The organism is Sulfoacidibacillus thermotolerans, assembly GCF_003144315.1.
Taxonomy (GTDB): domain Bacteria; phylum Bacillota; class Bacilli; order Alicyclobacillales; family SLC66; genus Sulfoacidibacillus; species Sulfoacidibacillus thermotolerans.
In genome coordinates, this window is sequence record NZ_MPDK01000005.1 from 1 (window position 1) to 26,688 (window position 26,688).

Consider the following 26,688-nt stretch of genomic DNA (forward strand, 5'->3'; position numbering starts at 1 on the left):
GAGTAGCCAAGTGGTAAGGCAACGGACTTTGACTCCGTCATTCGTAGGTTCGATCCCTACCTCCCCAGCCATACAGGGTTGATGCTCCCATAGCTCAGTCGGCAGAGCGCATCCATGGTAAGGATGAGGTCACCAGTTCGATTCTGGTTGGGAGCTCCAGTATATTATCGCGGGGTGGAGCAGTTGGCAGCTCGTCGGGCTCATAACCCGAAGGTCGCAGGTTCAAGTCCTGCCCCCGCAACCAACATTGTTTGAGGTCGGAAGATCATGAGTAGTGTATATTTACATATCGGCAGTATTTTTTATGGTTGATATGTTTTTTCGGCTCGGTAGCTCAGTCGGTAGAGCAGAGGACTGAAAATCCTCGTGTCGGCGGTTCGATTCCGTCCCGAGCCACCATGTATTGGCGCCATAGCCAAGTGGTAAGGCCAAGGTCTGCAAAACCTTCATTCCCCGGTTCGAATCCGGGTGGCGCCTCCATTTACATAGATATAGACCTAAAGGTTTCTCTCTGAGAAACTTTTTATATTTTATAATGCAAAGGATATACTAAATGGGTAGAACATTTTCTCCTCCTAGCATAGCCGCATTTACCATGCGGCTATGCTTGTTTGCGTTTCAGCAAATCTGGTCTAGTGATTACAGCCACAACTATTTCTCAAAACGAGACGGGATGACAATACATCATTTTCCAGTCTTGTGTTTTCGGTTTCTATGATTTGAATAAGTTTTTGCGCTGCTAAATCTCCTAGTTGTTGTGTGGGTTGTTGTACAGATGTCAATGGGGGTGAGATTAATTCACTTGTTGGAATGTCATCCCACCCTGTTACAGCAATTTCATCGGGTATGCGTATATTGTTTTCACGCAATGCTTGATACACGCCAAATGCTACTTCATCGTTTGCACAGAGTAAACATTGAGGGAGTGTGCCTTGTGTTAATAGTTTTTGTGCTGCTTGATAACCGTCTTGCTGACGATACCCGCAGCGGATTAATTTAGGTCTAGCTAGATTCTGTTCATGAGCAACTTTATTTACAGCACGCCATCTTTCAGTGACGTCATAGGCGATTTGCGGATCACCTAAAAAGGCAAAACTGCGATAGCCATGATCCTTTGTCAAGTGGGTCATAAGTTCAATTGCTGGGATCTGATTTTCAGAACGAACACTTGGTAAGTCTCCAATGGCAGAACGGGCTAAAAGGACGATTGGAATTCCTGAATCTGCAATAGCGGAAATAGTGGAGTCGCTTACTGTTCGATCCATAATCACCATACCGTCTACACGGCTTGATAATTCGGTGATCAATCGTGCACTTTCTTGGCGTCTATGGGTAGCGAGCACAAGAACACTATATCCAGCTGTGACCGCTTGATTTTCAAGTCCAAGAAGAACTCCGCCATAATATGGACCGGAAAAGTCGGGGAATACAATTCCTAATGCGCCATGACGTTGTTTTTGTAAGGCTTGACCAATTCTGTTGGGGACGTAGTTAAGCTGACGGATGGCCGCTAGCACTTTCGCTTTCGTTTCGGGAGATACTTGCCCGACACCGTTTTGTACGCGTGATACAGTTGCGATCGATACACCTGCAAGTTTTGCGACGTTTTTAATCGTGACTGTCACAGAAATCGCCTCACTTTAAAGATTGCAATTTTTCTTAAAGTCAATAGGCCGATTGGATGATTGACATCTGGTTGATTGCGCGTTATCCTGTAAACGTTTACGATACAATCTACTTTTATAATCATAACAAAAAGTAGATTGATATGCCAGGCCATTCTGTGGAGTGGGGGATAATTAGTGAAAAAATTTGTAGCTCAGTGGGATCGAGTAGATCTCCAGAATTCTGAGAATGCAGGCAGAAAGGATCATTCTGAGAGTTTATCGGGGGATCTTCCCGCTCCTGCTGAAGTTTTTGTGCAATCTGGTTTGGGTCAAGTGACGCTTCGATGGAGTGATGTGCCTGGAGCGTCAGGATATTTAATTTTCCGTGCGGATGCTAAGGAGGGGCCTTACGAAGTTGTTGATCACAAAGGCGGGGATAGTGTTAAAACGGTGCCCGGCCCCGTCTATGTTGATACGACTGGGGAACTAGGAAAGATCTATTGGTATGCAGTGGCGTCTGTTCGTGTTCCGGATCACGAGGCGGGACCCATGTCCATGCCTGTACAGGCTGGTGCACGTATATCTGGGGATTCGGAAATTCGCTTGGATGTGAAAGCAGATCAAATAGATTCTCCAATTCGGCCTGTCTGGCACATGATCGGCAGTGAACATCTTTCGCAAATTTTCTCAAAGGAGGTGATGGGCGGTAGAGAGATCGGATCTGAATTTCTTGCGTCGCTCGCAATTGCGCACAGTGAGCTTGGTGCAACCCATGTAAGAGCTCACGGGATTTTCCTTGATGAACTCGAACTGTTTCGCAGTGTCTCTGGGCAAGTGCCACAATACAATTTTCAAAAAGTTGATTTTATTTACGATCAAATTTTGGCGATCGGTCTAAAGCCTATTGTGGAATTGTCGTTTATGCCAAAAGAGCTTGCTCTCGATCAGGAGCCAACTGTTTTCCACTATCAGGCTTGTATCTCAAAGCCTCGTTCGTGGGCGCAATGGGCTGATCTTGTAAAAGAATTTGTTCGTCACCTTTTAGATCGTTACGGGGTAGATGAAGTCGGTCAGTGGGGTTTTGAAGTATGGAATGAACCTAATTTATCCGCATTTTGGGTAGATGCAAGTGAAGATTATTTTACTATGTACAAGGAAACGGTTCGAGCGATTAAAGAAGTAGATGCACATCTATTGGTGGGGGGACCAGCGACTGCTGCTGCAGGATGGGTGTTGGAGTTCATAAAGTTTGTCAGTGCAGAAAATCTTCCACTCGATTTTTTGGCGACACATCTCTATGGTAATTTGCCTGTAGATTTTCGTTCATTGCTGCACTCGGAGGGATTTCCTAACACAAAAATTTGGTGGACTGAGTGGGGAGTTACACCTACGCACTTCGCCCCCATTAATGACTCGGTGTTTGGAGCGCCCTTTATTTTACACGGAATAAAACGTTCTCAGGCAAGTCTTGATGCACTCGCATATTGGGTGATCAGTGATTATTTTGAGGAGCTTGGACGTGGCAAAAAGTTGTTTCATGGTGGATTTGGTTTATTGACAGTGGGTAACCTGCGCAAACCGCGTTTTTGGGCTTTGAAATTCGTTGAGGAGCTTGGACTTGAAGCACTTCAGATAGAACTGAATGGAGATGGTGCTGGTTCTCTTGTCGATGCGTGGGCGACACGGAAAGAATCTGGGGAGGTGGATGTATTGATCTGGAATGGCACATTAAATCAAGATCAACAAAATGGCCATCCCCTACTGGATCGAACGATTGAATTGCGGATTACAAATCTGCCTCAGGCAACCTATCAGGTGTCGCTAGCACGTATTGACGCATTGCATTCGAATCTATTGCGCGCGTGGTCGGGTGAACAAGAATGGCCAGACGATAAACAGTGGGAGATTCTTCAGTCGATGGATAAGCTTTCTGAAGTCATCATTTTTGATGAGTTTGTCAGCGACCTATGTGTTTTTGAACATAAAGTTGATTTGCCGATGCCAGGAGTAGCAAGATTGCGTCTTACACCAAAGATTGCTAGATAAACAGAGCAGTTGATCAGAATGGGGGCGGAATGATGAAAAAGATTGTAAAATATGCGGCGATGGTTTTGGCTATGGGGATATCAGTCACTTCCCTCACTGCTTGTGCTTCAAATACAAATAGTGCAACGAGCACTCCTTCCTCACGTGTAAATGCTTCGCAACTCGTTATCGGGGTAGATAATGGGTCGCCCACATTTACAGACAATTTCAATCCCTTTGGGCCGGGGAATCGAATTGGCACGAGCTATATCTATGAACCGTTATTTTTTATTAATACAATCAATGGGCAAGTGGTTCCATGGTTAGCGACTGCGTACAAATGGGAAGGGAATGAAAAATTAGTTTTCACAATACGCAGTGGTGTTAAGTGGAATGATGGGCAACCCTTTAGCGCAAAAGATGTAGCCTTTACTTTTAATTACATGAAATTACATCCCTCTCTAGATTGGCAAGGTTTGTGGCAAGTTCTTCAGAGTGTAACGGCGAATGGGAATAAAGTGACGTTTATTTTTAAACAACCAGATGTACCTGCATTTTACGAAATTTCCACTTCAATCATTATTCCTCAACATATCTGGGCTGCGATTGTGCATCCAACAAAAGGGATGAACATGAATCCGGTCGGTACAGGTCCTTACGAAGTAGCAAGTTTTACTCCTTACCAATATACACTCAAGAAAAATCCTTACTATTGGCAAGCGAGCAATGTACATGTTGAGAAGATTGTTTTCCCTGTACTGGGTAACAATCAGACGGCTGCTTTAAAACTCTCTTCTGGTCAATGGGACTGGGCTACTTTGTTTTTGCCGAATGTTCAACAGACCTATGTCAGTAAAGACCCACAGTACAATCAATATTGGTTTCCGCCCGGTGGGATTATTGCTCTAGAACTCAATTTAGGGAAGGCGCCTTTTCGTGATGTTCATTTCCGTGAGGCGTTAGCTTATGCGATTGACAAACAGAAAATTGCGCAACAAGCAGAAGATGGATACGTTTCTGCAGCAAGCCAAGTGGGACTCGTTTTACCAGGTCAACAACAATGGCTAAACCCCGCTCTTCCTAATCAAGGAGCCTACGGGTACAACGTGCAGATGGCAAAACAAATTCTCACGCAGGCAGGATATCACACAAACACACAAGGAGATTTGTTAGATCCGAGTGGGAAACCGGTTTCATTTAGCCTCGAAGTTCCTAGTGGATGGACAGACTGGATTCAAGCGGCGCAAATCATACAGGAAGATTTGAAACAGCTAGGGATTCAAGTGAATGTTTCAACTCCACAATACGGGGCTTACAGTCAAAGCCAGGCAATGGGGCAGTATGATGCGGCACTGATGGCATATGGTGGTACGCCAACGCCTTTTACTTCTTATGATTCACTGCTTGACAGCAAGTATACAGCGCCGGTAGGGCAAAATGCAAACGCAAACCAAGAGCGCTGGCATGATGCAAAAACGGATCAATTGTTAAATAATTGGCGACAAGCGACAAGCCAACAGACGCAGTTGCAAGATGCTTATCAGATTGAGTCGATTATGTACAAACAATTACCGGTGATTGATCTGTTTTATGGAGCAACGTGGAGTGAATTTAGCAGTAAAAAATTCATCGGATGGCCAAGTGCAAGCAATCCGTATGCTCCACCAGCTCCCTATGGGCAAGCGCCGCTCATGATCATGACTCACTTACAACCGCGCTCCTAGGATGTATGATGAGGAAAATTTTTTCTTGTATGCCCTTCATTGGCTTTTCTTGGGTCGGTGGAGGGCATCCACCCTTGATAAAGGAGTTCGGTAGCTGATGAAGTATTTTGTGCGCAAAACGGGCTTTTTACTTCTTACACTATGGATTGCGATCACACTTAACTTTATTTTGCCGCGACTGATGCCGGGTAATCCAGCACAGGCTATGATGGCAAAATATGCACAGCGTGGGCCGATTACACCAACAGAAGAACACGCGCTAGCTCTGATGTTGGGGCTCCCCACTGGATCGCTGTGGAGTCAATACTGGCAATATTTAAGTAATATTTTACACGGGAATTTTGGTGTTTCTTATTCATTCTATCCATTGTCTGTTATGGCTGTTATAGCAAATGCTTTACCATGGACTCTTATACTTGTTGGCTTGGTGACAATCTTGCAGTTTATCGTTGGTACACTCCTTGGTATTTATGCAGCTTGGCATCGTGGAAAAAAATTTGATTCGAGTGCGACCGTGTTGTTTTCTTTTACGTCTGCACTTCCGTATTTTTGGGTTGCCCTCATGTTTATTTATGTGTTTGGCTATATCCTCAATTGGTTCCCTATTTCTGGTGGATATTCTGGCTCATTGTCGCCCACATTGAATTGGAATTTCGCGGGAAGTGCTATTTATCACAGTGTTTTGCCTGCATTAACAATTTTTATCACTAGTATTGGCGGATCATTACTTGGGATGCGCAATAACATGATTAATACTTTGGGTGAAGATTACATTCTGCTTGCAAGAGCTGAAGGGTTATCAGAGACGACAGTGGCAATTCGTTATGCTGCACGCAATGCGTTATTACCTATTGTTACGAATTTCGCTATGTCATTAGGGATGGTTGTTGGCGGTTCACTTTTGATGGAAACGGTATTTGCTTATCCAGGAATGGGGTATCTCTTAGCCACTGCACTGAACAATCAAGATTATCCATTATTACAAGCCTTATTCTTCTTTATTACGCTAAGTGTATTACTCGCAAATTTTATGGCTGACGTGATCTATGGAGTTTTAGATCCACGAGTACGTAAGGGAGGTGCTCGGTAAGATGTTGTGGAATCCATTAAAACCATCGGTGACCCCAATTCGATTACAGTCGGATCGCGAGGATACACTGCGTAAACCACCCAATTTTTTCGTTCTTTTATGGTCAAATCGCAAAGCTCGTATTGGTATCACCATGCTGTTTTTTTTCTTTGCAATGGCTGTATTTGGTCCGCTTGTAGCACCGTATTCTCTCTCAGATACAGACTTTGCCACTTCGCAACCTCCAACTTTAGCACATTGGTTGGGCACGACACAAAGTGGTCAAGATGTGCTTACTCAACTTTTATATGGGGCGCGGGTTTCTCTATTTGTTGGTTTTGTCGCTGGGGCGCTCGTGATTGTCATTGCCATGTTCATTGGTTTCGTTGCTGGATATTTTCGTGGGTGGGTAGATGATTTATTGTCCTTATTGATGAATATCGTCTTAGTCTTACCTGGCTTGCCATTGATGATTTTAATTGCTGCCTATATTCCATCGCATGGAATTGGTGAGATTATACTCGTTATGTCAATTACTGGTTGGGCCTTTGGGGGAAGGACTCTGCGAGCACAAATGTTTACGATGGTCCAACAAGATTACGTGATTGCTGCAAAGTTTGCCGGTGAAAAGTCTCTATGGATTATTTTTCGGGAAATTGTCCCTAACATGTTGTCTTATATTATTGCCAATTTTTTTGGTGCAGTGATTGGCGCTGTATTGGCAGAAGCAGGTCTTGAGTTCCTAGGTTTAGGGAATCCAAGCATTACAAGTTGGGGTACCATGATTTATTGGGCACAAAGTAGTGATGCGATGCTAAGTGGGCAATGGGCGTGGATTTTAGCACCGGGTCTCTGTATTGCGGGATTGGCAGCATCTCTTACTTTTATAAATTTTGGCATTGATGCAGTGGCCAATCCGCGTTTACAGGAGGAGTGATAGCACAATGTTAGAAGTTAAGGATTTATGGGTGAAGTATAGATCACAACATGGACGATCCGTGTCTGCTGTGCGTGGGGTGAATTTTTCGATCCCCGACGGTACCTTCATGGGTTTAGTTGGGGAATCTGGATGTGGCAAATCAACGCTTGGCTTTGCGATCGCAAGACTCTTAAATTCGCAACAATTAGAGATCTCAGGAAGTGTATTGCTAAATGGTGAAGATCTGATAAAGATGTCCTCTCGTGAATTGCGCAAGTTGCGATGGGATAAAATCGCGATTGTTTTACAAGGAGGGATGAATGCATTTAATCCTGTACTTAAAATCAAGCAGCAATTTACGGATGTCATGAAGGCGCATGGACAGGGACGAGCGGAAGATAGGGATCAGCGCATTGCTGAGTTGCTGCGCCATGTGCAATTAGATCCAGCGTTGCTGGAAGCTTATCCACATGAGTTGTCAGGAGGGATGAAACAGCGAGTGGCGATCGCTTTGTCTTTGGTTTTAAATCCTGAATTGGTGATTTTAGATGAACCGACAACAGCACTTGACGTTATCGTGCAAAAAGCAATTGTCGAGATGCTGCAGGAACTACAACGACATATGAAATTCTCTGTGTTATTTATTAGTCATGATTTGGGACTTGTGTTAGAAGCGGCAGAACGTGTGATGGTGATGTATGCGGGTAAGATTGTGGAAGAGGAGCCTGTGGAAGTTTTACTCGAAGGGGCTAAGCACCCATACACAGAAGCACTATTAAGCTGTTATGGGGATCCACAAGCAAAGGAGTTGCGATTTAAAGGAATTCCTGGATCTCCTCCTGATCTTTCAAAACCTCTACAAGGTTGTTCTTTTGTGCCCCGTTGTTCAAAAGCGATGAGTGCTTGCAGGGAACTTGAACCACAGCGATTGGAATTAGAGAGAGGAGCGGTCGCGTGTCACTTATATACCAAAATGCAAGGAGGAATTGGAAAATGAAGCTTGATGAGCAAACGTTCTCGTCGCATAAAACCGCAATGTTAACCTTAAAAGAGGTAACCAAAGTTTTCAAAAATCGCGCAAGAACAACAGTAGCTCTGCATCGCGTAACTTTCACAGTGGCTCCTGGTCGCATTGTTGCATTAGTTGGAGAAAGCGGGAGTGGGAAAACGACTTTGGCTCGTATTGTGACAGGGATTGAGAAACCCACTGAGGGAAGTGTGACACTTGGTGAATGGCAGGTTGACCGCTTGCGTTCAAGTCAATTGCGAGTGTATCGGCGTTATGTACAGATGGTCTTTCAAGACCCTTTTTCATCATTGAATCCTCATAACACGGTATTACAAACAATTGTGCGTCCGCTTATGAATCACTTGCATTTGAATGTAAAGCAAGCGCGACTTCAAGCATTAGAAATTATGAATACGGTGCGTTTAACTCCAACTGATCAGTTTGCGCATAAAAAGCCGCATCAATTGTCTGGAGGGCAGCGGCAAAGACTTGTCATCGCGCGCGCAATTGCTCCAAATCCGGAATTGATTGTGGCGGATGAACCTGTATCTATGTTAGATGTTTCTATACGTGCAGATATTTTGGAACTTATCGATCAACTGCGCAAACGTACAGGCATGTCCGTGCTTTATATTACACACGATCTATATAGTGCTCGAGCGATGGCCGACGAAGTGGTTGTCCTGTATAAAGGTCATGTCGTTGAACGAGGCAACATTGAAGAAGTAATAAGTCATGCGCAACATCCATACACGCAATTACTGTTACAGGCAATTCCAAATCCGTGGAAAAAAAGGCAACCTACCGCACATCGTGTAGATGGTTCAGAGAGTGCTCCTCATTTTGCAGAGATTCCTGCAAAAGATGAGATCACTCTTTATGGTAGGTTACATGCGGGAGACAAGGGGTGTCCCTTTGCTGCACGATGTGAACTTGTCAGTGGGGAGTGTTTGCAAGCAAAACCTAGCTTGAAAGGGACAGAAGTACATCAAGTGAGTTGTTGGAACCGTCAAGTGTGAGTACAGTTTCTTCAACTTTCACGCTTTCTTTTTTCCTTAAGAAAAGTGTGCCAAGATAATGACGGTCGTCTTTTTTGAACAAGGGTATAGAGATTGTCATTATCTTGTTTTGACTAGATGGGGAGTTAGAATATTTTTTTTTCTTCTTGGTAGTCTTTTAGAATCTCTACAGCCTCACGAAAACGTATCGCATGGATGATTTCTCGTTGACGTAAAAACGAGAGACTATCTTTCAGGTCCACATCGTCAGTGAGATTGATGAGCCATTGATAGGTTGCACGTGCTTTTTCTTCAGCGGCAATGTCTTCGTATAAATCGGTGATTGGATCTCCTTTGCTTTGAATATAAGTCGCTGTAAATGGATTTCCTGCGGCATTTTCATAAAATAAAGAAACGCCGTGATTCGCATAATGTTCTCCTAACCCAGCAACTCGAAGTTGTTCTGGAGTAGCGTCTTTGGTTAGTTTGTAAATCATCGTAGCAATCATTTCAAGATGTGCAAGTTCTTCAGTACCAATGTCTGTAAGTAATGCGATGATTTTATCGGGAATCGTATAACGTTGATTCAGATAACGCAGGGCTGCAGCTAGTTCTCCATCTGCTCCGCCGTACTGTTCGATTAGATACTTGGCCATCTGAGGATCACATTTGCTCACTTTGACGGGGTATTGGAGTTTTTTTTCATAAATCCACACAGCACTCACCTCGTATAGGATGCATTACATTTGCCATGGCCAAGGACTTTCTATCCACTGCCAGGCTGTTTGTGTCATTTGCTGGCTGTATGATGTAAGGGGACCGAAAATTTGTTCAAATTGTCGTTCGATCGATTCTTTGCGTTGTAAAAATTGTTCGAATTGGGCAATTGCTTGTGTATCTGTGGGATGGGTATCGAGATAGAGAGTGAGTTCGCTAAGTACAAAGTCAAGAGATTGCAATTCTTGTAACTGATTGTAAAACTGTGGTGGCAATGGGTTAGTCATGAATCTGTCCCTCCAGTATATGGACTATAAAGATCGGGCCAAAGTACTCCATGGCGCAAGGCTTCGCGGTAAGCGAACTGCTTGAGACGACGGGGTTGAACCGTGAAAAACTGATTGACTGGGATAATAAATCGGCGTGTTTCTAAGACAGGGCAGGGATCGTTAGGACTTTTATAGGCAGAGTAGGTTTGCCAACGAGGTACCATATGCAATCCTCCTTCTCACACAGGAGATATGGAGAACGATATGCAAGTGGGACAAAAAATAGGTTAAAAAAATTCATGGAAATAAATAGTTGCTATGCTTCGGGAGCTTATTGAGATGACGAGTGCATAGGGGGAGATAAGTGTCGCTTCTGACTCAATTGACTCTTTGTAACATGATCTTTGTTAAAGATAGTTCACTATATCTTATTCTAAATCGTTGTGAACTTCTAGGATGTGGGCAGCGTGTATTGTACAATTGTGGGGCGATACAGATGGATCATGTCGCAGTGTTTTTGGGTGGGGGGATAAACAGTTGAATGCAGAACAAGAACATCCTTTTATTCCAGAAGTTTTGCATCCTTTTTTGCGATTAGGAGAAGCGGTGTCAATTACTGATGAGAAGCATATCTTCTTAGCAGTTAATAAAGAGTTTACCAGACTAACTGGCTATCGATCAAAACAGGTAATTGGGCAAAAGGCAAGTTTATTGCGGTCAACGATGACACCGCGATACGTATATCAGACGATGTATCACCGATTAAAAGAACAAGGATCATTTTCCGGTGTAATGACAAATCGCCGTCCGAGTGGTGAACTCTATTCAGTAAATCTAGGTATCACAAAATTTACAATTCAAGAGCGCGTGTTCTATGTAGGGATTTTCTGGGCTCTTGATCATCTCATGCGTGGTATGTACCTATCAAATGATCAATTAGAAAATTGGCGGCGCCGAATTTTAATGCAGTTAGCGTATGTCGCAGAGAGTTCAGATCCAAATATTGTAGATCATATACATCAAGTGGAACATTATACATTGACTCTATCACATGTATGGTTGAGAAAACATCCGATGTTTGCTTCTGAGCAGTGGCTTAAATCGATGGGGATTGCCGCTATGTTGCATGACGTTGGGAAGGCACATATCCCCTCTTCCTTACTTTATAAACCTGGCAAACTAAATACAACCGAGTTTGCATTAGTAAAACAGCATGTCGTTTATGGAGAGGAGATGCTACGAGAAATCGAGTTAGAGGGAATTTTAGCACCCGATGAGCAACTTAACGAAAATGTTTTTCAACTTGCCAAAGAGATCGCTCGTGCACACCATGAGTGGTGGAATGGGACAGGCTATCCAGATGGTTTACGCGGGGAAGAAATTCCGCTGTCTGCTCGCATTGTGGCGGTTGCAGACGTGTTAGACGCACTGCGCTCACAGCGTCCTTATAAACTGCCGTGGGCAGACCATGAGATTCAAAGTTATTTTTTAGCGCGTAAAGAAGTGCAATTTGACCCGGAATTGGTCGATCTGCTGATGGAAAATTGGTCACTTTTTCGCCCCTTAGAAGATGCACAGCGAAACTATAGGAACGTAGATTGATTCAAAGTGAGAAAGGCGGAATGGCCCCTACCATGCCAGAATATGATTGGATGAAATGGTTTATTGAGGGAAATACATCTCGCTCATTGATTCAAGCCTTTCGAGATCTAACTTGTGTACGTATTCATTCGCAGCATCAGCTAGTGATTGCAACTGATTCCGTCGGTGGCATTGGGATGAAAGCGGCAGATGCTGTGCGCGTCTTACCAGAAGTTGTGGGATATTTCGCTCTGCGTGTCCCATTGATGGAAATTTTGGCGATTGGAGCGACTCCATTTCTTGTGGTGAATACGCAATGTCAAACATCTGATGAATATAGTGACGCTATTTTACACGGAATGAAAATGCTTGCACAGGAAGTTGGAATGGAAGAACGTCTGCAGTTTAATGGAAGCACGGAGGATAATGTTCCCACAATACAGACGGGTGTTGGAGTCACGGTGGTAGGAATCGTATCTGATGAGAAATTTTATGGCGGCACAATTCGTGCAGGGCAAATAGCGCTTGTCGCGGGGCTGCCCAAAAGTGCACCCACTCACGAAATTCAGGTGGATGATCAGGAAATTTTATCGATCCGAGATTTACAAACGTTGCGTTCACATCCACAAGTTTCAGATATTCTGCCAGTCGGATCAAAGGGAATTCTATACGAGGCAAATCAACTAGCTTCTACTTCTGGACTTTCATTTCAACTAGAAGATTCGCCCATCTCATTCACATCATCTGCAGGACCAAGTACTTGTGTGGTGTTTGCTTGTGATGAATGGGGAGCAATCGATGTTATGCGACAGATTACGGCTCCAGTTACGCGAATTGGGACGTTTATCGCGCTTGATGCAAAGGAAGAATGAGGAGATCGACGAAGAATGCAAATACAGGGGAATGAACGATGGAAGATTGAACAATATGGGATTGACCCAATTCCTTATCATGCGCGGCAGGATCGACCAATGGATTTGTTTTGGGTATGGTTTGCCGCGAACATCGGCATTTTAGGAATTCTATATGGCGGGGTGATTATCGGGTATCATTTGAGTTTCTTGCAATCACTCCTTGCAGCTTTTATAGGCGCAGCCTCTTTTTTGATTGTGGGCATTCTTAGTGTTGCTGGGAAGCAGAGACATGCACCCATGTTCATTTTATCACAAAGTGTTTTTGGTGCTAGAGGAAATCTGTTTCCGGCGACTGTCGGTTGGGTAAACTTGCTTGGATGGGAAGCGGTTACAGTCGTCACAGGAACTCTTTCGCTTGCAGCTTTATTACAGGATATTTTTGTGCGAGCGAATCCGACCTATTTGGATCTCTTTGCTGTCACTTTATTTTCGGCTTGTGTCATTGTGCTTGGATTACTTGGACAGGCTACTTTACTCCTTGTGCAAAAGGTTGCGACCTTTGTTTTTGGATCTTTAATTTTAATCGTGATGCTCTTTTTGTTGCAGCATGGAATTCCGTGGAAATCATTGCTGGAGATGCCGACAGGGAATTGGCTGCAAGGGTTTCTTCCCGCAGTGGCAACCATTGCGGCAGGGACGAGCATTAGCTGGGGGCTTGTTGCAGCAGATTACAGTCGCTATCAAGCTTCGCATGTTCGCTCTCGTACATTGGTTTTGGCAGTCACATTAGGTGGCAGTATTCCTTTGTTTATTCTCATGACAATTGGCATTATACTCTGTGCACGAGATCCACAGCTTGTCATGAGTAGCAATCCGATTGCTGCAATTGGGTCGCTGTTGCCTCAATGGATGGTTATTCCCTATTTGCTAGCGGCGGTCGGAGGATTGATCGCGGAAGCAGATTTAAGTCTCTATTCTTCTGGACTGACGTTATTAGCGATAGGTGTACCTTTTAAACGGTATAAAACGATATGGATTGATGCAGCGGTAATGCTTGGTGTTACGATCTATATTTTGTTTTTTAAGCAAAACTTTCTAGGTCCATTTACTTCATTTCTTACGTTTACGGGGATTTCTTTGGCGGCCTGGGAAGCTGTATTTATTACAGATCAATGGCTTGTTCGCAGAGAGGATCCCGATGTATTGCGCATTGATGGGACCCTTAAAAAACAGAACCCGTCTTTTTTTCGTACGTTGCATCGCTACGCATTTATTTCTTGGCTGGCGGGTCTGATCATAGGAAGTTTGTTTACGACTTCTACATTCTTTCAAGGGCCGTTTGCAAATGGAGTATTTGCTACTAGTAGTCTGGGTATTTTGATTACGGCGCTCGTGAGTGGAAGTTTCTATTTCCTCCTTTTGGTGATCCAGCGTGGTAATTGGGGTAGGTAAACACACGATCTTGCTTTTGCTCCGGCGAACGCCGTCAACGATATCACATTTTCAATGTACCTTATCTACATAGTATAAGATGAACTGTGTTGCGGTTTGCGAGGGGGGAAAGAGTTGAAGGTGCAGGTGTACTCGGGGAAACATATGTGGATTTGGGAAGTTGATCAAACCTTCGCGGGGAATCTCTCGCTACTCATTCATACAGGTCAACAACTGGGGATCGATGGATTTTTAGTGAAAGCTCATGACGGCTCTACAATCTGGCCGCAATTTGCCAAAGTCATTGGCCCATTAAAGCAAGCAGGTTTTCATGTTGCCGCTTGGGGATACGTATATGGGACGGATGTTTTAGGTGAACTGAAGGCGGCACAAACGGTGATTGACCTCGGAGCGGATTGGTATGTACTCGATGCAGAGCAAAGTTTTAACGATCGGATGACTGCTGCAGAACAACTGTGCTCAGGACTACGCACGCAGTTTCCAGAGTTCATTATTGGGTATACGACATTTGCTTTTCCGAGTGATCACCCGCAATTTCCTTATACAACGTTTAGTCATTATTGTGATGTATGCTTGCCGCAAATTTATTGGGGAGATTTTGGTTTGGCACCTGCTCTTGCGGTACAACAGAGTTATTCTGAACTGCGCAACTTTGGAACCCCCATTGTTCCTGTGGGCCAGGCTTATGGAGCCGTAACGAGTGAGCAGATTGGGCAGTTTGCGCTGGCGGTTAGAGAGCAAGGGGGAATAGGGATAAGTTTTTGGGATATGCAATCGGCAAACTCAAAACAACTGCAGGCCATCGGACAAATTCGCCTTGGGAGGGAAAGCTACGTGAAAGACTCGCCAGCAGACATCCATCCAAATGATTGGTTCTATGGAGCAGTCAATGATCTACTTGCACGTGGAATCGTGACAGCGTATCAGGATGGACTCTTTAAGCCAGATGAGCCAATTACACGTGCACAAGCTGCAGATTGGTTAAACCGATTGCGCATCTATATAGAAAAGCAAACAGGAAGAGTCACATAGAGGCGGATTCATCCTCCTCTATGTGATTTTAGAACGCAGCTGCTATAAGTTTTGCAGCTTCTTGAAGGATTTGTTCAGACTGAACAAGGGCAAAACGCACGTAGTATTCTCCTTCAGGTCCAAATCCAACACCTGGAACGCAAGCGACTCCTGTTTTCTCAAGAAGTTGCCGCGAAAATTCTCGGGATTTCATGTGATTGGGTGTTTTTAGCCAGATAAACATTGTCGCTAAAGAAGGCTCGATCTCCCATCCTGCTTCTTGTAATGGTTGTAAAAAGGCATCACGTCGCGCTTGGTATAATTTACGGACATGGGTTATATGCGTTTCAGGGTGTTCTTTTAATGCAACTGTTCCAGCGAGTTGTGTAGCTCGAAAGACACCGTAATCGATGTTTGATTTGACGATGCGCAAGGCAGACAAAATTTCCCGATTGCCAGCGGCAAATGCCAGTCTTGGTCCTGCAAAATTGAATGTTTTTGAGAGCGAGTGAAGTTCAATGCCAACTTCTTTTGCTCCAGGTGTCGCCAAAAATGAAGGGGATGTCCGGCCATCAAATGTCAATTCAATATATGCCGCATCGTGAAGGACAAGGATCTCATGCTGTTTTGCGAATTCTACAACTTCCGCAAAAAAAGAATGAGTCGCAACTGCTGTTACAGGATTGCTTGGGTAATTTAAAATCATGAGCTTGGCTTTGTGCAAAATATCACTTGGAATTGCTGAAAAATCGGGTAGGAAGTTATTTTCTTTGCGCAAGGGCATGCGATAAGGTATTGCTCCGACAAGTAGAGCCGTTACTTCATAAATAGGGTAACAAGGATCTGGAATTAGAATGACATCTCCAGGATCGACAACGGCAACAGAAATATGTGACAATGCATCTTGAGCTCCCATGACAGTGAGTACTTCTGTATCAGGGTCAACTTTAGCCCCATAGCGGGATTCCAAGAAGTTGGCAGCTGCAGATCGAAATTCTTCTGTTCCTTCGGTTGTCGCATATCCGAAAACCCTCGGGTCTTTTAGAGCATTTTGAAACGCGGTTTGCACGTGGGAAGCTGGCGGCATATCTGGGGATCCAATTCCTAGATCGATGATACGAACTCCGCGCTTTGCTATTTCGGACTTGAGTTGTGTCATTTCAAAAAAAACTGCAGATGAAATTGCGGTCAGTCGTTTCGCTTTAACTTGCAACTCGATCCCTCCGAGACGTTATAATGTATATCCTACTATACTATGTTTTGGGGCGAAAGCCATGATTACACGTAAATGAACAATCGGAGATGGAATGAGTGGGGAATCACACAAATCCTTCAGTACTTGTGATTGGTGGAGGGCCAGCAGGACTTATGGCAGCGATCAGTGCGGCACGCTTAGGCGCCCAAGTGACATTGCTGGAAAAGGGCAATCGATTAGGCCGCAAGTTACTGATTTCTGGTGGAGGTCGCTGCAACGTTACGAATGCTCGTGGAATTGATCACATCATAGAGAATATACCTGGAAACGGGAAATTTTTGCATAGTGTGTTGCATCAATGGTCGAACCAAGATATTATTCAATTTTTCCGTGATTTAGGTGTCGAACTCAAAGAAGAGGACCGCGGGCGGATGTTTCCAGTGACAAATCGCGCTTCGACTGTTCTTGATGCATTATTGCAAGAACTGCATACACAAGGGGTGCGAATTGTATTTGAAGCATCCGTACAAGCTATTTCATATCGTAGCCAAACCTGCGATTTCGAAATTTTTATGCAAGGCGGTGGCACCTTTACTGGAGATTCTGTTGTAATAGCAGTCGGTGGATGCTCTGTCCCTGAAACGGGGTCAACTGGTGATGGTTATCACTTTGCTCGTACCTTTTCGCATACGATTGTAGAGCCTTATCCAACATCGGTCGCTTTAGTTATGCATGACCCTGTGATTCAAAATAAGACGCTTCAAGGCGTGTCTTTACGTCAAGCCGTCTTGCGGTTATATGACAGGAAAAAAAGACTTCTGACGACAGAGGAAGGAGATGTCTTATTTACTCATTTTGGATTATCGGGGCCGGCAGCGTTACGTGTAAGCCAATATGCGGTGAGAAGTTGGATGAAGGATGGGAAGGAACCACTCTTATTGACGATTGACGCAGATCCAACAAATACAGCAATGGAACTGAAGGAAAAAATCTTTGCTCTGTGTGAAATGATGCCAAAACGTGTGTTTCGTACTGTAGTTAAGGAGGTTACTGCAGTTAGTTTGTCGAATTTTATTTTGGAATCGTGTAATCTCCCTGGTGATCGACTTGCTGCGCAGGTGAGCAAGCGGGACATTGAACAGTTTGTTCGATGTCTTAAGGAGATTGAATTACATGTCGCAGATACGCTCGGACTTTCACGTGCAACGGTGACAGGAGGGGGGATAGCGATTAAAGAAATTGATCCGCGCACGATGGAATCGCGCAAACAGCGTGGGTTATTTTTTGCCGGAGAAGTGATGGACGTACACGCACATACAGGTGGTTATAATATCACTGTGGCGTTCTCTACAGGTTATGTAGCAGGTAAACATGCAGCGTTGCATTCGGCTCTTATGCGAGAACAATGTTAGGTTGCGGGGAAGAAGGCGATGGAATGGGCGACTCCATCTTCATACGCAATATGGAGTTTTATGGATATCATGGGGTATATCCAGAAGAGCGCCGCTTGGGGCAAAAATTTATCATCTCATTGTCACTAGGTTGTGATTTGCGAGCTGCTGGGAGGATGGATGATCTTACGCTTACAGTCGACTATGGAGACGTGTATAATAGAGTAAAAGCAATAGTGGAAGGGCGCCCGCGCAAACTAGTGGAGGCAGTTGCAGAAGAGATTGCGAACCATCTTTTGCGATCGTATCCGATTGTACATACAGTCACTGTACACCTAGAAAAACCAGCTGCGCCAATTTCAGGGATATTTGAAACGGTGGGGATTGAATTGGTTCGCTCCCGGGTAAATAGTTAAGAGATTGGGGGATTAAAATATGCAAAAAGCAATGTGGGTCTTCATGGCTATTCTTGTGGTGATCGTGGGCTATTATACGTTTACTTCACCTCAATGGGCAAACATTTCTGTATTGCAGATGTTGCTGAGGGGTTAATGATGGAAGCAAAACGAGTGAGTGAGTCACGCACTTTTATGACGGATCTTGTATTGCCACCTGATACAAATGTGCATGGCACGATTTTTGGCGGGCGTGTAATGGCATATATCGATAAGATCGCGAGTATCACGGCAATGCGTCACTGTCGACGCGCAGTTGTGACTGCATCGAGCGACAGTCTGGATTTTCTTGCTCCTATTAAAGTTGGTGAGGCAATTCAACTCGAGGCGTTTGTGACTTGGACTCACCAAACTTCTATGGAAATTTTTTGCCGCATTCAATCCGAGAACTTACTTACAGGGGAGCAGAGACTAACAGCTACTTCATATCTGACTTTTGTCGCTCTTGACGATCAGGGAAAACCTGTTGTAGTTCCGCCTGTTTTGCCTGAGACGGATGAAGAGTGGTGGCATTATAATACGGCAGCCGAGCGTCGGGAAACCCGTTTGAAACGGCGCAAAGAGCGATCCGCCGCTGCTATTTCATACGCCCACTAGAATGAGTGGGCGTATGTGTTTCGTCGGTGAGGGGGCTGCAACGCATCATGAAGTTGTCCGATCGTTATGAAGTGCAGACTGTCATTGCAACTTGTGCTGGGTGGAGTATTGCGCGCGGATTTGACGTGCGATTAGGCCGCCCGGTGTTAGTTGCCACACAATCTGGACGTGCTTTTGATCGTTATGCAGTAGATACGTGGCTTGCAAGGCGCGTGAGCATCTCGCATGCTTATGTAGCGGAGTTATTTGACGCACTACCGACTGATGATGGATTTTACTGTGTATTTGAGAGTAGAAAAAATGACTTACTTGGATTCCCTGATCTCTCGCGCTATGAGCTTTTGTCCGCATGTGTAAAAATCACAGAGGCAGTTGAATGTCTTGTTCAGGCAGGAATTGCATTTGCTTTTTCAGATCAGCAAATCATTTGGGATGGCGAATATCCGCATGTACTCGGACTTTTGTCAATCCCCTCAGAAGAGAGATCTGGGGCAGTTGAAATGCACGTGAATGCACTTAGTCAGTATATCGCCGATCGCTTGCAAAAACGTATAAATTTGTCAAATGATCCTGGTCGAATTCTTGAGCGTTCACCCGTATTACGTGTTGGGTTACAACGATTGCGTGGTGAAGTTGCATCCTGTACTACGTTTGCGGATCTTCGAATGATTCTTGAGGCGATGCTCATTGCAGAGCAGCGACGAAAAATGGCGTTACAGTCGAATCAAGAGCAAGCTGGCGAGGAATTTGCACGTCCAAGTCAAATCGACGAAGAGAAATTTCATAAGATGGAAACTCTTGAGTTTCAAGCTCCCACTCGCGCTCATCACGTTGCTAAAGAGGGATTCGCTGCGGGGAAATGGGATGTTTACGCAAATAACCGTTCGCAGTTGCCCCAAAAGAGTGTGGAGAGAGAGGAAGAACATGAGGACAATGGCGTGTTGTCGCGTAATTTGCGCATGCGTACTGTGCTTATCGTAATTTTAAGCGTAATCGCTGCACTTGCGATCATTTATGGTGGGGTGCGGGCAATGCGCAATGGGATGTTTGGAGCCAATACTCCTCGCCCATCAATAGAAACCTCAGGACAGATGCCAAAGAAGGAGATAAAAGTGCTTGGATTATCACCAAGCGCTGCTATTTCTTTGCTTACTTCACACGGAATTCACGTGGTTCGGGTCGAGGCTGTAAAGCTAATGAGTGGCGAGATTGCAGATACGGTAGTTGGTTCGCAGCCAGCGCTGCAAAGCGTCGCATCCCCTGTACGTCAAGTGACTTTACAAGTCGCGATTCCAAGTGGATATAAACTTGTGCCTAATCTTTTGACACGCACTTTGCAAGAAGCGCAGCAACAGCTTTTGGCTGATCACTTTCCCTATTCCTATGTCATTCAAAATGATCCAGGGGCAGTATCTGGTGAGGTGATTAAGCAAAATCCAATGCCGTTTACGATGCAGCTTGAGCAATCAAATGTCACTTTCATCGTTGCGCAAAATTCGTAAACAAGAAAACTATGATTCTATCATTGACAGACTTCCTCCGGCATCGACATAATAGGTGCTGGAGGGGAAAACACGCATGGTTCGACAGCACTCGACGATCTTAGCCTTGTTTCTTACAGGTGTCATGGCAATTGGTGTGCCAGTAAGCGCCAAGGCGAATGTGATATCTGCGCAGAATGTTCCGATTTGGCACATTTCATCACATGGAGATTTTGCGCAAAGTAGAGATGGAAATCCCTCTATAAGCGATGTCGCTTACATTGTGACCTATTCGTCTGGGGGAACTCGTAAACAGCAGACTTTTACAACACTTAACCAAGCAAAAGCTTTTGCCTCAGGGGTTACGGATGCAGTCGTCGTGGATGGGAAATTCGGATCTGTAGTATATTCGAATATTCGCCGTCCTTATGCTGTGGTACCGCAACAATCTGTATTTTCTGCAGGATCGTTTCTAAAATCCTCTACATACTCTTCGATTCAGGCGGCTATTGCTGCCGCAAAAAATATTCCCGGACAGGTTGTATTCAATCGCATAAGTCGTGCAGTGGTTTGGAGTGATGGGAACAACTACGAAGTGATTGGGCAGGGAGCCACCACTTCGTATCAAACGCTTGAGGCAGCTATGACAGCTGCACGGGGCATGCAGTCTGCTGCAGTGGTTAGTATCGATACACAGCAAACGCTGTGGAAGGCAGCTTATCGCGTATTGATCGATCAACAGTTTGCAGAGTCATTTTCCAGTTTTGCAAATGCGAAAGCGTATGCGACGCAAAATCCGCAAAGTGAAGTCATTGACATCGCAAATGGACAGGATGTTTGGGACAATATACCGCGCTTTAATGTCTATCAAAATGGCGTCTTGCTCAAGCAGTTTAGCAAGAAAAGCGATGCGCTTGCTTTTGCCAAAGGATTAAATAATGTCACGGTAGAAGAGATTGCGACGCAAACTGTGATTTACACAAATGTTCCTGCGTATGCCGTTGAAGTGGGCAATAAAACGATCCAATCTTTCGTGGATGAAGCGTCTGCAATCGCACTGGCTAAAACATTACCGGGTTCCGTTGTAGTACAATTGAGTACCAATCATATCGTTTGGACGTCAGCTGCAACGTACGGAGTTTATCAATATCTCCAATTAGTGCGCTCATTTAACAATGAGGCTGATGCAATTGCTTATGCACAAACTCTGCAAGATGTGCAGGTCATCGACAGCGCGAATAATCAAATTGTCTATTCGAATTATCCTACAGATGTAAAATCTCCTTATGGTGATACATTTACCGTACAAAATGGAATGGTTGTGGATAACTGGGGATCTATAAGCATCCCTCTGGCACCGGCGCCTTCCTTTATGACACCAGGTCAGACGTACGTATCCAATGATTACGATCATTGGTATGAAGTTCTTCCCACTGGCGATGTGTATGTCGGACAATGGGAAAATCCTTATCAAACGATGAATTTAGAGACACAGTCGACACTTACTGCTGCACAAATTAATAATTTTATCGCGCAAAACGCAGCTCCCAATAGTGTTTTGCAAAATACCGGACAGTATTTTATTGAAGCGCAAAATACATACGGAGTAAATGCACAATATTTAGTTGCGCATGCGATCATTGAATCTGCTTGGGGAACTTCTTATTTTGCCATGAATCGGGATAATTTGTTTGGTTACATGGCGTATACAAACAATCCAGATGCAGCAGCAACATTTCGTTCTATTGAATATGACATCAATTTTCAGGCGTGGTTTGTGCGCAATTCTTATCTGAATGCAAACGGCGCATTTTTTAATGGTCCTAATTTAGACGGAATGAATGTCGATTATGCGACAGATCCGTATTGGGCAAATAGTATTGCGCGGATCATGTCAGAGATTCAACCTTATAGTTCAAGTATTGGGGATCAGTCGCTTTTAGGAGAACAGGCAACGCGAAAAGTTTTTCCTTATCCTAAAGGTGCGATGGGACAAGCCACTTCTGACCTGACTGTTTATTCTGCACCAGATGATGCTACGACGGCGCAACCAACCGTACTAGGTACAATTCCTAGCGGAACTGATTTTCCTGTGTTAGGCGATTCGCCAGGGTGGGATCAAGTGCAATTGCCAAATGGACAGGTGGGATTTGTGAATTGGAATGGTGTTAGTTTGCAAAATGTTATGGAGGTAGTCGGGATTGATTATGGAAGTTTCTTGGCGGTCAACTCTGTAGATAATCCGACAACGACAGCTGATACAATCGATAAATTAACGAACGGTGTTTATGTTGTTTTAATCCAGTCTTCGTCTGACGGCTGGGATGAGATCATGGATGGCAATGGAATCGAAGGTTGGGTCAGTGCAAAGTATGTTCAGGTTATTCATTGAGCATGTGATATAATATGGCGTGTCCGAAAACGCACAGGCAATTTTTTTTACAACATTTGTCGTTTTCGGATCGCCTGTTCTATTTTAAGGTGAAATAAAGGTGACTTCATTTGAAAAAGGCGCTTGTCCTCTATACGTGAAAGTGACTGATTTCAGATGTAGCACGCATTTGAAATGATCTGGGGTGAAACCATTTGGGGGAAAGTGTTTTGCCGCTGCGGCTGAAATGGCCGCTTTACCTCTTAGCGGCCTTTCCGGTAGCTGACTATTTCTTGCATATTTATCCTTGGGGCATCATCGGTGCCGCATGGGACAAATTGGTCTTTATTTTGCTCGCTTTTTACGCGATTCGCGCGCGCATGGCGGGCGTGCAAAGAAAGTTTTATCCGACACAGCGCTATATTATCTTTATCGCTGTGCTGGGACTCGCATATATGCTGATGGATGTAGGCTATTTGACAGTCGCTTTTGCTGGTTGGCGAGTTGACTTTCTTTATATGTTATTCGCATTAGTTCTTCCGTATGTCGTTGAGAAGGAAGATATTGTGCCACTTTTGAAATTCATGGTGCTCATTGGATTCTTGATGGCGATTCACGGAGTTTATGAGTATATTATGCGGGCACCGATCCCAAGTGCTTGGATAAATTTAGGTGAGCATGTTCGTACGCGCGTTTACTCACTTTTTGGTAGCCCAAATATCTTTGGTTCCTATATGGCGTTTATTGCGCCAAATGCTATGGGATTAGCTCTATACGAAAAAAAGCGCGGTCCGCGTTTGTTTTACGGAGCAGCCGCAATCGTAAGTATGATGACGCTTGTCTTTACCTTTACACGGGGTGCATGGGTTGCCTTTTTTGTTGGCGCGCTGGTCTTCACATGGTTGCTTGACAAGCGTTTGACCATTATCGCAATCGTCTTGACGGTGCTTGCGATCTTTTTTGTGCCACCTATTCATGCGCGTATGGATCAATTTCTGTCGCCTGTGTATTGGGTTAAAACAGAGCAAAGTGGACGCATCGCGCGCTGGGGGCATGCTTACGATCAAATGTTAAAAAACCCGCTATTTGGCGCTGGACTTGGCCGCTATGGAGGCGCTGTTGCTTCCAAATATTTCGGGATTATCTATGTTGATAATTACTATGCGAAGACCTTGGCTGAAACTGGCCTGATCGGCATTCTCGCTTTTTTTGGCCTCCTATTCGTTTATTTACGAGATGTTTGGCGGGTTCTTAAACGGACGGCGGATACGAGGATGAAATATTTGTTTATTGGGGTGTTTAGTTCGCTCGTGGTGTTGGTGTCCCATAATGCGGTTGAAAATATTTTTGAGGTACCCTCTATGAACTTCTTGTTTTGGATGGTTGGCACGCTAGTGCTAATCTATGGGGCGGAAGGGGAGATGAATCGTGACTGAATCGACGTGGCGACGTTGGCTTTCTGTTCCGTTTCTGATCCTTTATGCGCTTTGGGTGATGGTTTTTTATCAGTTGGTTTTTACGGCTTGGACTTTGCAATACTCTTACTTTGGCATTTTATTGGTGATTGCGGCGAGTTTGCTTTTTATGTATGCGTTCCCGCTGCGTGATCGCAGGCTCGTGGTAAGGCTCACTTTGTTTTGCTTGATGGCCAGTATAGGAATCGCAAGTTTTGCTGGTGAATCATTGATTTGGCGGATTATTGATTTTATTGTCTTTGTTGGACTTGCGTTGACTCTTGGTCGAGTTCTCGTTGGTGTGAGAACACTGCGCCTGTTTTTTATTATTGTCGCGCTTACAATTGTTCAGATTTTTATTCCGCTGCATGATCTGCGCAACCTAGCTTTTTTTAATGTGCGGTATATCGGGCATTTGGCGAGCCCTGATCCGCAGGTTCCGAGTTTACCTGTAGCTGCTGTCTCAGATCCAGTCCGTCCAGGGATGCAGGAAATTGTTACTTTGCGCGGGCATCGTCCAATTAAGGACGAAGCGCAAGACTTAGTTCATTTGATGAACCAGAATCCTCAAGCGGGAACTACGATTGAATCTGCAATTCAGGAGTTACAGCACTCGTATGACGTTGTTGCGATTCGCCCTGGTCGTTTGCGCTTCATCACACATTATGCGACGCAACGCGAATTGAGCCAGTTGCCATTTTGGTCGTTAGGGTTGATGGACTTTCCATTTACAACGTCGCATTTTCTCAATTTGCAAGATCGAACGCGTATGTATGTCTCCCTTTCAGCTGATCCAGGAACCCTTTTATCAATGTTGTTAAGTCCCGGAACTGTTGCACAATCCATGGCTGATTTGAGCTTGAAAACAGCGAGTACGGAAGCTCAAAACTGGAAACAGGTAACCGGTCATCAAATCGACGTGACCGATGGGCTTTCCTTGCAAGGAGGATATTTAACAGGGACCTACCAAGGGTTACCTGTGCACGTTCGCACGCGTGGCGTCGCAATTTTAGGTGTTTATCACCTATTGCCGCAAAACGTCGATGCAAATCCGCAAGTAGTTGTTGAAGGCAACAACGTGATACAAGTGCTTTCTCTGCCGCCAGAAAGGCCGCATGTGATTGCGACCTTAAAAGGCTCCTATCTTCATCCTTTGACGACTGACGTGGTCTTTGCGGATCTCACTGGCAAACATCGCGATGCATTATTAGTTAACACAGTGCCAGCGCAAATTTTTCAGTTGACCAGTGCTGGAGAGTGGCAACGATTATGGGTGAGTGGGCGCGATTCATTTCGCTTTGAGACCGTCTTTCCACGCAAAGGGGGGGATTTGTTGATTGCAAATGCTCCGAGTTTGATCAACACTTCTCCTACCCGCTATTTAGGTGGTTACATCTATCATAATGGGCAATTGCAGCGTGTCTTTCGCGTGTACTATCCTAACTATGTCGATTTACAAACGGTACATGTCACTTCTGCTACACGGCCTGAATTGTTGACTTCTGTTTTCGCACATCAAGAAATCGTCTTGCTAGGTTTACAAAGAGTGCCTTGGTTATGGCTCATAGAAGCTGGTTATGTGTTAGCTATTGCCGTAGGTCTCGCCCGTCGCCTGCAATTGCGAAGGAGGGTTCTGCGATGAAAAAGAAGCGGATGATGTGGTTATCCGTACTTGCATCTGCGATGCTGTTAACGGGGTGCAACCTCGTCTCTGACCCTGCGCTTTATAATCAGGAAACGGTGCAGCGGTCAGTGACTCCAGATGGCTTGAATCAGGTTTCTACAGCCCTTTCGAGTATGGCGGATGTAAAATCCTATGAATTGAAAGCTTCCATGCAGGCGCATACAGGACGTTTCGTTCAAACTGTGCAATTTTATGGGTCGGTAAAGTTGCCAAGTGAGGTGTCGATGGATGAGACGATTGGTGGAGCAAACTACCTGATTTATCAAGATGGGTCATTTGCCTATGAAAAAGATGGAAATCGGTGGTCGCCCATGCAACCACTCACTGCTCTCACGCCGTGGCAGTCTCTTTCCAGCTTATTAAGTGTAAGTCCGCCTAAAGTGGTTTATCAATTACCGCAACAAACGGTCGTTTCGTGGTTGTGTGACGTATATCAATTTAAGACTGTTGCGAGTGGGACACTGCTTGGTGGAATGGGAGCAACATCGAATATGAACCAACGTACAGTTCCGCGCGAAGCGCTATATACAGTTTGGGTCGATACGACGGATGGTAAATTACGCCAGATTGAAGTGCAATCAACCGTTGGTGTTCCAGGTCTTGGGACGACAGCGTTTGATGCAAAAGAATTATTTTTTGGGTTTAATAATCCTAAATTAAAGTTTAAAATTCCAACTGATTTATTGTCCCAAATTGAAAGACCATAGGGTGCAAATTCGCTCGGAGGATTCTGTTGGGGCATAAACGTTTGCTAAGTTGGCATTTCAGAAATCAATGTGGTACAATGGCGACTGGTATCAGGGTGGTCCGCTGCTGCAATCGAGC

Annotated in this window: 23 protein-coding genes and 4 tRNA genes; 22 read left to right on the forward strand and 5 right to left on the reverse strand. The window is 44.7% G+C overall.

Annotated elements, in window-relative coordinates; all coding sequences use genetic code 11:
- Nucleotides 1-83 precede the first annotated feature (83 nt).
- The 4 genes from BM613_RS04235 to BM613_RS04250 all read left to right on the forward strand — a co-directional run bounded on the left by BM613_RS04235 (nucleotide 84) and on the right by BM613_RS04250 (nucleotide 480).
- Nucleotides 84-159, forward strand: a tRNA-Thr gene (locus BM613_RS04235).
- A gap of 9 nt (nucleotides 160-168) precedes the next feature.
- A tRNA-Met gene (locus BM613_RS04240) sits at nucleotides 169-244 on the forward strand.
- 79 nt (nucleotides 245-323) lie between these two features.
- A tRNA-Phe gene (locus BM613_RS04245) sits at nucleotides 324-399 on the forward strand.
- A gap of 6 nt (nucleotides 400-405) precedes the next feature.
- A tRNA-Cys gene (locus tag BM613_RS04250) sits at nucleotides 406-480 on the forward strand.
- Nucleotides 481-632: 152 nt separating this feature from the next.
- Here the strand turns inward: BM613_RS04250 and BM613_RS04255 are convergent.
- Nucleotides 633-1,625, reverse strand: a complete 993-nt coding sequence (locus tag BM613_RS04255) for a LacI family DNA-binding transcriptional regulator (RefSeq protein WP_109429937.1) — start codon at nucleotides 1,623-1,625, stop codon at nucleotides 633-635.
- A 177-nt stretch (nucleotides 1,626-1,802) separates the two neighbouring features.
- On the opposite strand from BM613_RS04255, the gene BM613_RS04260 reads away from it, so the two are divergent.
- From BM613_RS04260 to BM613_RS14855, 6 genes are all read left to right on the forward strand, one after another.
- Nucleotides 1,803-3,653, forward strand: a complete 1,851-nt coding sequence (locus BM613_RS04260; RefSeq protein ID WP_109429938.1) for a GH39 family glycosyl hydrolase — start codon at nucleotides 1,803-1,805, stop codon at nucleotides 3,651-3,653.
- A gap of 32 nt (nucleotides 3,654-3,685) precedes the next feature.
- Entirely contained in the window at nucleotides 3,686-5,356 is a 1,671-nt protein-coding gene (locus BM613_RS04265; protein ID WP_181362880.1) for an ABC transporter substrate-binding protein, read from the forward strand.
- A 97-nt stretch (nucleotides 5,357-5,453) separates the two neighbouring features.
- On the forward strand, nucleotides 5,454-6,446 hold the full coding sequence (locus BM613_RS04270; RefSeq protein ID WP_109429940.1) for an ABC transporter permease: 993 nt from the start codon (nucleotides 5,454-5,456) through the stop codon (nucleotides 6,444-6,446).
- Between the two features lies 1 nt (nucleotide 6,447).
- The gene (locus tag BM613_RS04275) at nucleotides 6,448-7,362 is read left to right on the forward strand and encodes an ABC transporter permease (protein ID WP_109429941.1); all 915 of its coding nucleotides are present in this window, start codon (nucleotides 6,448-6,450) and stop codon (nucleotides 7,360-7,362) included.
- Between the two features lie 7 nt (nucleotides 7,363-7,369).
- A complete protein-coding gene (locus tag BM613_RS14850) occupies nucleotides 7,370-8,341 on the forward strand; it encodes an ABC transporter ATP-binding protein (RefSeq protein ID WP_181362881.1) in 972 nt (323 codons plus the stop codon).
- Nucleotides 8,338-9,372: an ABC transporter ATP-binding protein gene (locus BM613_RS14855; protein WP_146192760.1), complete on the forward strand. Its 1,035-nt coding sequence runs from the start codon at nucleotides 8,338-8,340 to the stop codon at nucleotides 9,370-9,372. Before BM613_RS14850 ends, BM613_RS14855 begins: the two co-directional genes overlap by 4 nt.
- Before the next feature lie 125 nt (nucleotides 9,373-9,497).
- On the opposite strand, the gene BM613_RS04285 is transcribed toward BM613_RS14855, so the two are convergent.
- From BM613_RS04285 to BM613_RS04295, 3 genes are read right to left on the reverse strand one after another with little or no spacing between them, the layout of a single operon-like run.
- The gene (locus BM613_RS04285; protein ID WP_109429942.1) at nucleotides 9,498-10,067 is read right to left on the reverse strand and encodes a manganese catalase family protein; all 570 of its coding nucleotides are present in this window, start codon (nucleotides 10,065-10,067) and stop codon (nucleotides 9,498-9,500) included.
- A gap of 24 nt (nucleotides 10,068-10,091) precedes the next feature.
- Entirely contained in the window at nucleotides 10,092-10,355 is a 264-nt protein-coding gene (locus BM613_RS04290) for a spore coat protein CotJB (protein ID WP_109429943.1), read from the reverse strand.
- The gene (locus BM613_RS04295; protein ID WP_109429944.1) at nucleotides 10,352-10,561 is read right to left on the reverse strand and encodes a spore coat associated protein CotJA; all 210 of its coding nucleotides are present in this window, start codon (nucleotides 10,559-10,561) and stop codon (nucleotides 10,352-10,354) included. The genes BM613_RS04290 and BM613_RS04295 overlap by 4 nt, the downstream gene beginning before the upstream one ends.
- A gap of 313 nt (nucleotides 10,562-10,874) precedes the next feature.
- On the opposite strand from BM613_RS04295, the gene BM613_RS04300 reads away from it, so the two are divergent.
- The 4 genes from BM613_RS04300 to BM613_RS04315 all read left to right on the forward strand — a co-directional run bounded on the left by BM613_RS04300 (nucleotide 10,875) and on the right by BM613_RS04315 (nucleotide 15,256).
- A complete protein-coding gene (locus BM613_RS04300; RefSeq protein WP_181362882.1) occupies nucleotides 10,875-11,939 on the forward strand; it encodes an HD-GYP domain-containing protein in 1,065 nt (354 codons plus the stop codon).
- Between the two features lie 32 nt (nucleotides 11,940-11,971).
- On the forward strand, nucleotides 11,972-12,790 hold the full coding sequence (locus BM613_RS04305; RefSeq protein WP_146192761.1) for an AIR synthase related protein: 819 nt from the start codon (nucleotides 11,972-11,974) through the stop codon (nucleotides 12,788-12,790).
- A gap of 15 nt (nucleotides 12,791-12,805) precedes the next feature.
- On the forward strand, nucleotides 12,806-14,224 hold the full coding sequence (locus BM613_RS04310; protein ID WP_109429947.1) for a purine-cytosine permease family protein: 1,419 nt from the start codon (nucleotides 12,806-12,808) through the stop codon (nucleotides 14,222-14,224).
- 120 nt (nucleotides 14,225-14,344) lie between these two features.
- Nucleotides 14,345-15,256 (forward strand): S-layer homology domain-containing protein, encoded by a 912-nt coding sequence (locus BM613_RS04315; protein ID WP_245926250.1) that lies wholly within the window; start codon nucleotides 14,345-14,347, stop codon nucleotides 15,254-15,256.
- Between the two features lie 28 nt (nucleotides 15,257-15,284).
- On the opposite strand, the gene BM613_RS04320 is transcribed toward BM613_RS04315, so the two are convergent.
- On the reverse strand, nucleotides 15,285-16,448 hold the full coding sequence (locus BM613_RS04320; protein WP_109429949.1) for an aminotransferase class I/II-fold pyridoxal phosphate-dependent enzyme: 1,164 nt from the start codon (nucleotides 16,446-16,448) through the stop codon (nucleotides 15,285-15,287).
- Nucleotides 16,449-16,546: 98 nt separating this feature from the next.
- Between BM613_RS04320 and BM613_RS04325 the strand changes: the two genes are divergently transcribed.
- The 8 genes from BM613_RS04325 to BM613_RS04360 all read left to right on the forward strand — a co-directional run bounded on the left by BM613_RS04325 (nucleotide 16,547) and on the right by BM613_RS04360 (nucleotide 26,570).
- Complete coding sequence (locus BM613_RS04325) at nucleotides 16,547-17,842, forward strand: BaiN/RdsA family NAD(P)/FAD-dependent oxidoreductase (RefSeq protein WP_245926235.1); 1,296 nt, start codon at nucleotides 16,547-16,549, stop codon at nucleotides 17,840-17,842.
- Complete coding sequence (gene folB, locus BM613_RS04330) at nucleotides 17,836-18,237, forward strand: dihydroneopterin aldolase (protein WP_245926236.1); 402 nt, start codon at nucleotides 17,836-17,838, stop codon at nucleotides 18,235-18,237. Before BM613_RS04325 ends, folB begins: the two co-directional genes overlap by 7 nt.
- Nucleotides 18,238-18,375: 138 nt before the next feature.
- Nucleotides 18,376-18,873 carry an acyl-CoA thioesterase gene (locus BM613_RS04335; protein ID WP_109429951.1) on the forward strand — a complete coding sequence of 166 codons (498 nt, stop codon included), beginning with the start codon at nucleotides 18,376-18,378 and terminating at the stop codon, nucleotides 18,871-18,873.
- Between the two features lie 47 nt (nucleotides 18,874-18,920).
- Nucleotides 18,921-20,375 carry a hypothetical protein gene (locus tag BM613_RS04340; RefSeq protein WP_109429952.1) on the forward strand — a complete coding sequence of 485 codons (1,455 nt, stop codon included), beginning with the start codon at nucleotides 18,921-18,923 and terminating at the stop codon, nucleotides 20,373-20,375.
- A 76-nt stretch (nucleotides 20,376-20,451) separates the two neighbouring features.
- A complete protein-coding gene (locus BM613_RS04345) occupies nucleotides 20,452-22,746 on the forward strand; it encodes a glucosaminidase domain-containing protein (RefSeq protein ID WP_109429953.1) in 2,295 nt (764 codons plus the stop codon).
- 194 nt (nucleotides 22,747-22,940) lie between these two features.
- Nucleotides 22,941-24,161 (forward strand): O-antigen ligase family protein, encoded by a 1,221-nt coding sequence (locus BM613_RS04350; protein WP_146192762.1) that lies wholly within the window; start codon nucleotides 22,941-22,943, stop codon nucleotides 24,159-24,161.
- Complete coding sequence (locus BM613_RS04355; RefSeq protein ID WP_109429955.1) at nucleotides 24,154-25,821, forward strand: hypothetical protein; 1,668 nt, start codon at nucleotides 24,154-24,156, stop codon at nucleotides 25,819-25,821. Before BM613_RS04350 ends, BM613_RS04355 begins: the two co-directional genes overlap by 8 nt.
- On the forward strand, nucleotides 25,818-26,570 hold the full coding sequence (locus tag BM613_RS04360; RefSeq protein ID WP_109429956.1) for a hypothetical protein: 753 nt from the start codon (nucleotides 25,818-25,820) through the stop codon (nucleotides 26,568-26,570). Before BM613_RS04355 ends, BM613_RS04360 begins: the two co-directional genes overlap by 4 nt.
- The last annotated feature ends 118 nt before the right edge of the window (nucleotides 26,571-26,688 follow it).

What these genes read in the sequence shown, in the direction of transcription:
- BM613_RS04265 (WP_181362880.1), top strand. Translation starts at nt 3,686, where the DNA reads ATGAAAAAGATTGTAAAATATGCGGCGATGGTTTTGGCTATGGGGATA.
- BM613_RS04270 (WP_109429940.1), top strand. Translation starts at nt 5,454, where the DNA reads ATGAAGTATTTTGTGCGCAAAACGGGCTTTTTACTTCTTACACTATGG.
- BM613_RS04275 (WP_109429941.1), top strand. Translation starts at nt 6,448, where the DNA reads ATGTTGTGGAATCCATTAAAACCATCGGTGACCCCAATTCGATTACAG.
- BM613_RS14850 (WP_181362881.1), top strand. Translation starts at nt 7,370, where the DNA reads ATGTTAGAAGTTAAGGATTTATGGGTGAAGTATAGATCACAACATGGA.
- BM613_RS14855 (WP_146192760.1), top strand. Translation starts at nt 8,338, where the DNA reads ATGAAGCTTGATGAGCAAACGTTCTCGTCGCATAAAACCGCAATGTTA.
- BM613_RS04290 (WP_109429943.1), bottom strand. Translation starts at nt 10,355, where the DNA reads ATGACTAACCCATTGCCACCACAGTTTTACAATCAGTTACAAGAATTG.
- BM613_RS04295 (WP_109429944.1), bottom strand. Translation starts at nt 10,561, where the DNA reads ATGGTACCTCGTTGGCAAACCTACTCTGCCTATAAAAGTCCTAACGAT.
- BM613_RS04305 (WP_146192761.1), top strand. Translation starts at nt 11,972, where the DNA reads ATGCCAGAATATGATTGGATGAAATGGTTTATTGAGGGAAATACATCT.
- BM613_RS04310 (WP_109429947.1), top strand. Translation starts at nt 12,806, where the DNA reads ATGCAAATACAGGGGAATGAACGATGGAAGATTGAACAATATGGGATT.
- folB (WP_245926236.1), top strand. Translation starts at nt 17,836, where the DNA reads ATGTTAGGTTGCGGGGAAGAAGGCGATGGAATGGGCGACTCCATCTTC.
- BM613_RS04335 (WP_109429951.1), top strand. Translation starts at nt 18,376, where the DNA reads ATGGAAGCAAAACGAGTGAGTGAGTCACGCACTTTTATGACGGATCTT.
- BM613_RS04340 (WP_109429952.1), top strand. Translation starts at nt 18,921, where the DNA reads ATGAAGTTGTCCGATCGTTATGAAGTGCAGACTGTCATTGCAACTTGT.
- BM613_RS04345 (WP_109429953.1), top strand. Translation starts at nt 20,452, where the DNA reads ATGGTTCGACAGCACTCGACGATCTTAGCCTTGTTTCTTACAGGTGTC.
- BM613_RS04360 (WP_109429956.1), top strand. Translation starts at nt 25,818, where the DNA reads ATGAAAAAGAAGCGGATGATGTGGTTATCCGTACTTGCATCTGCGATG.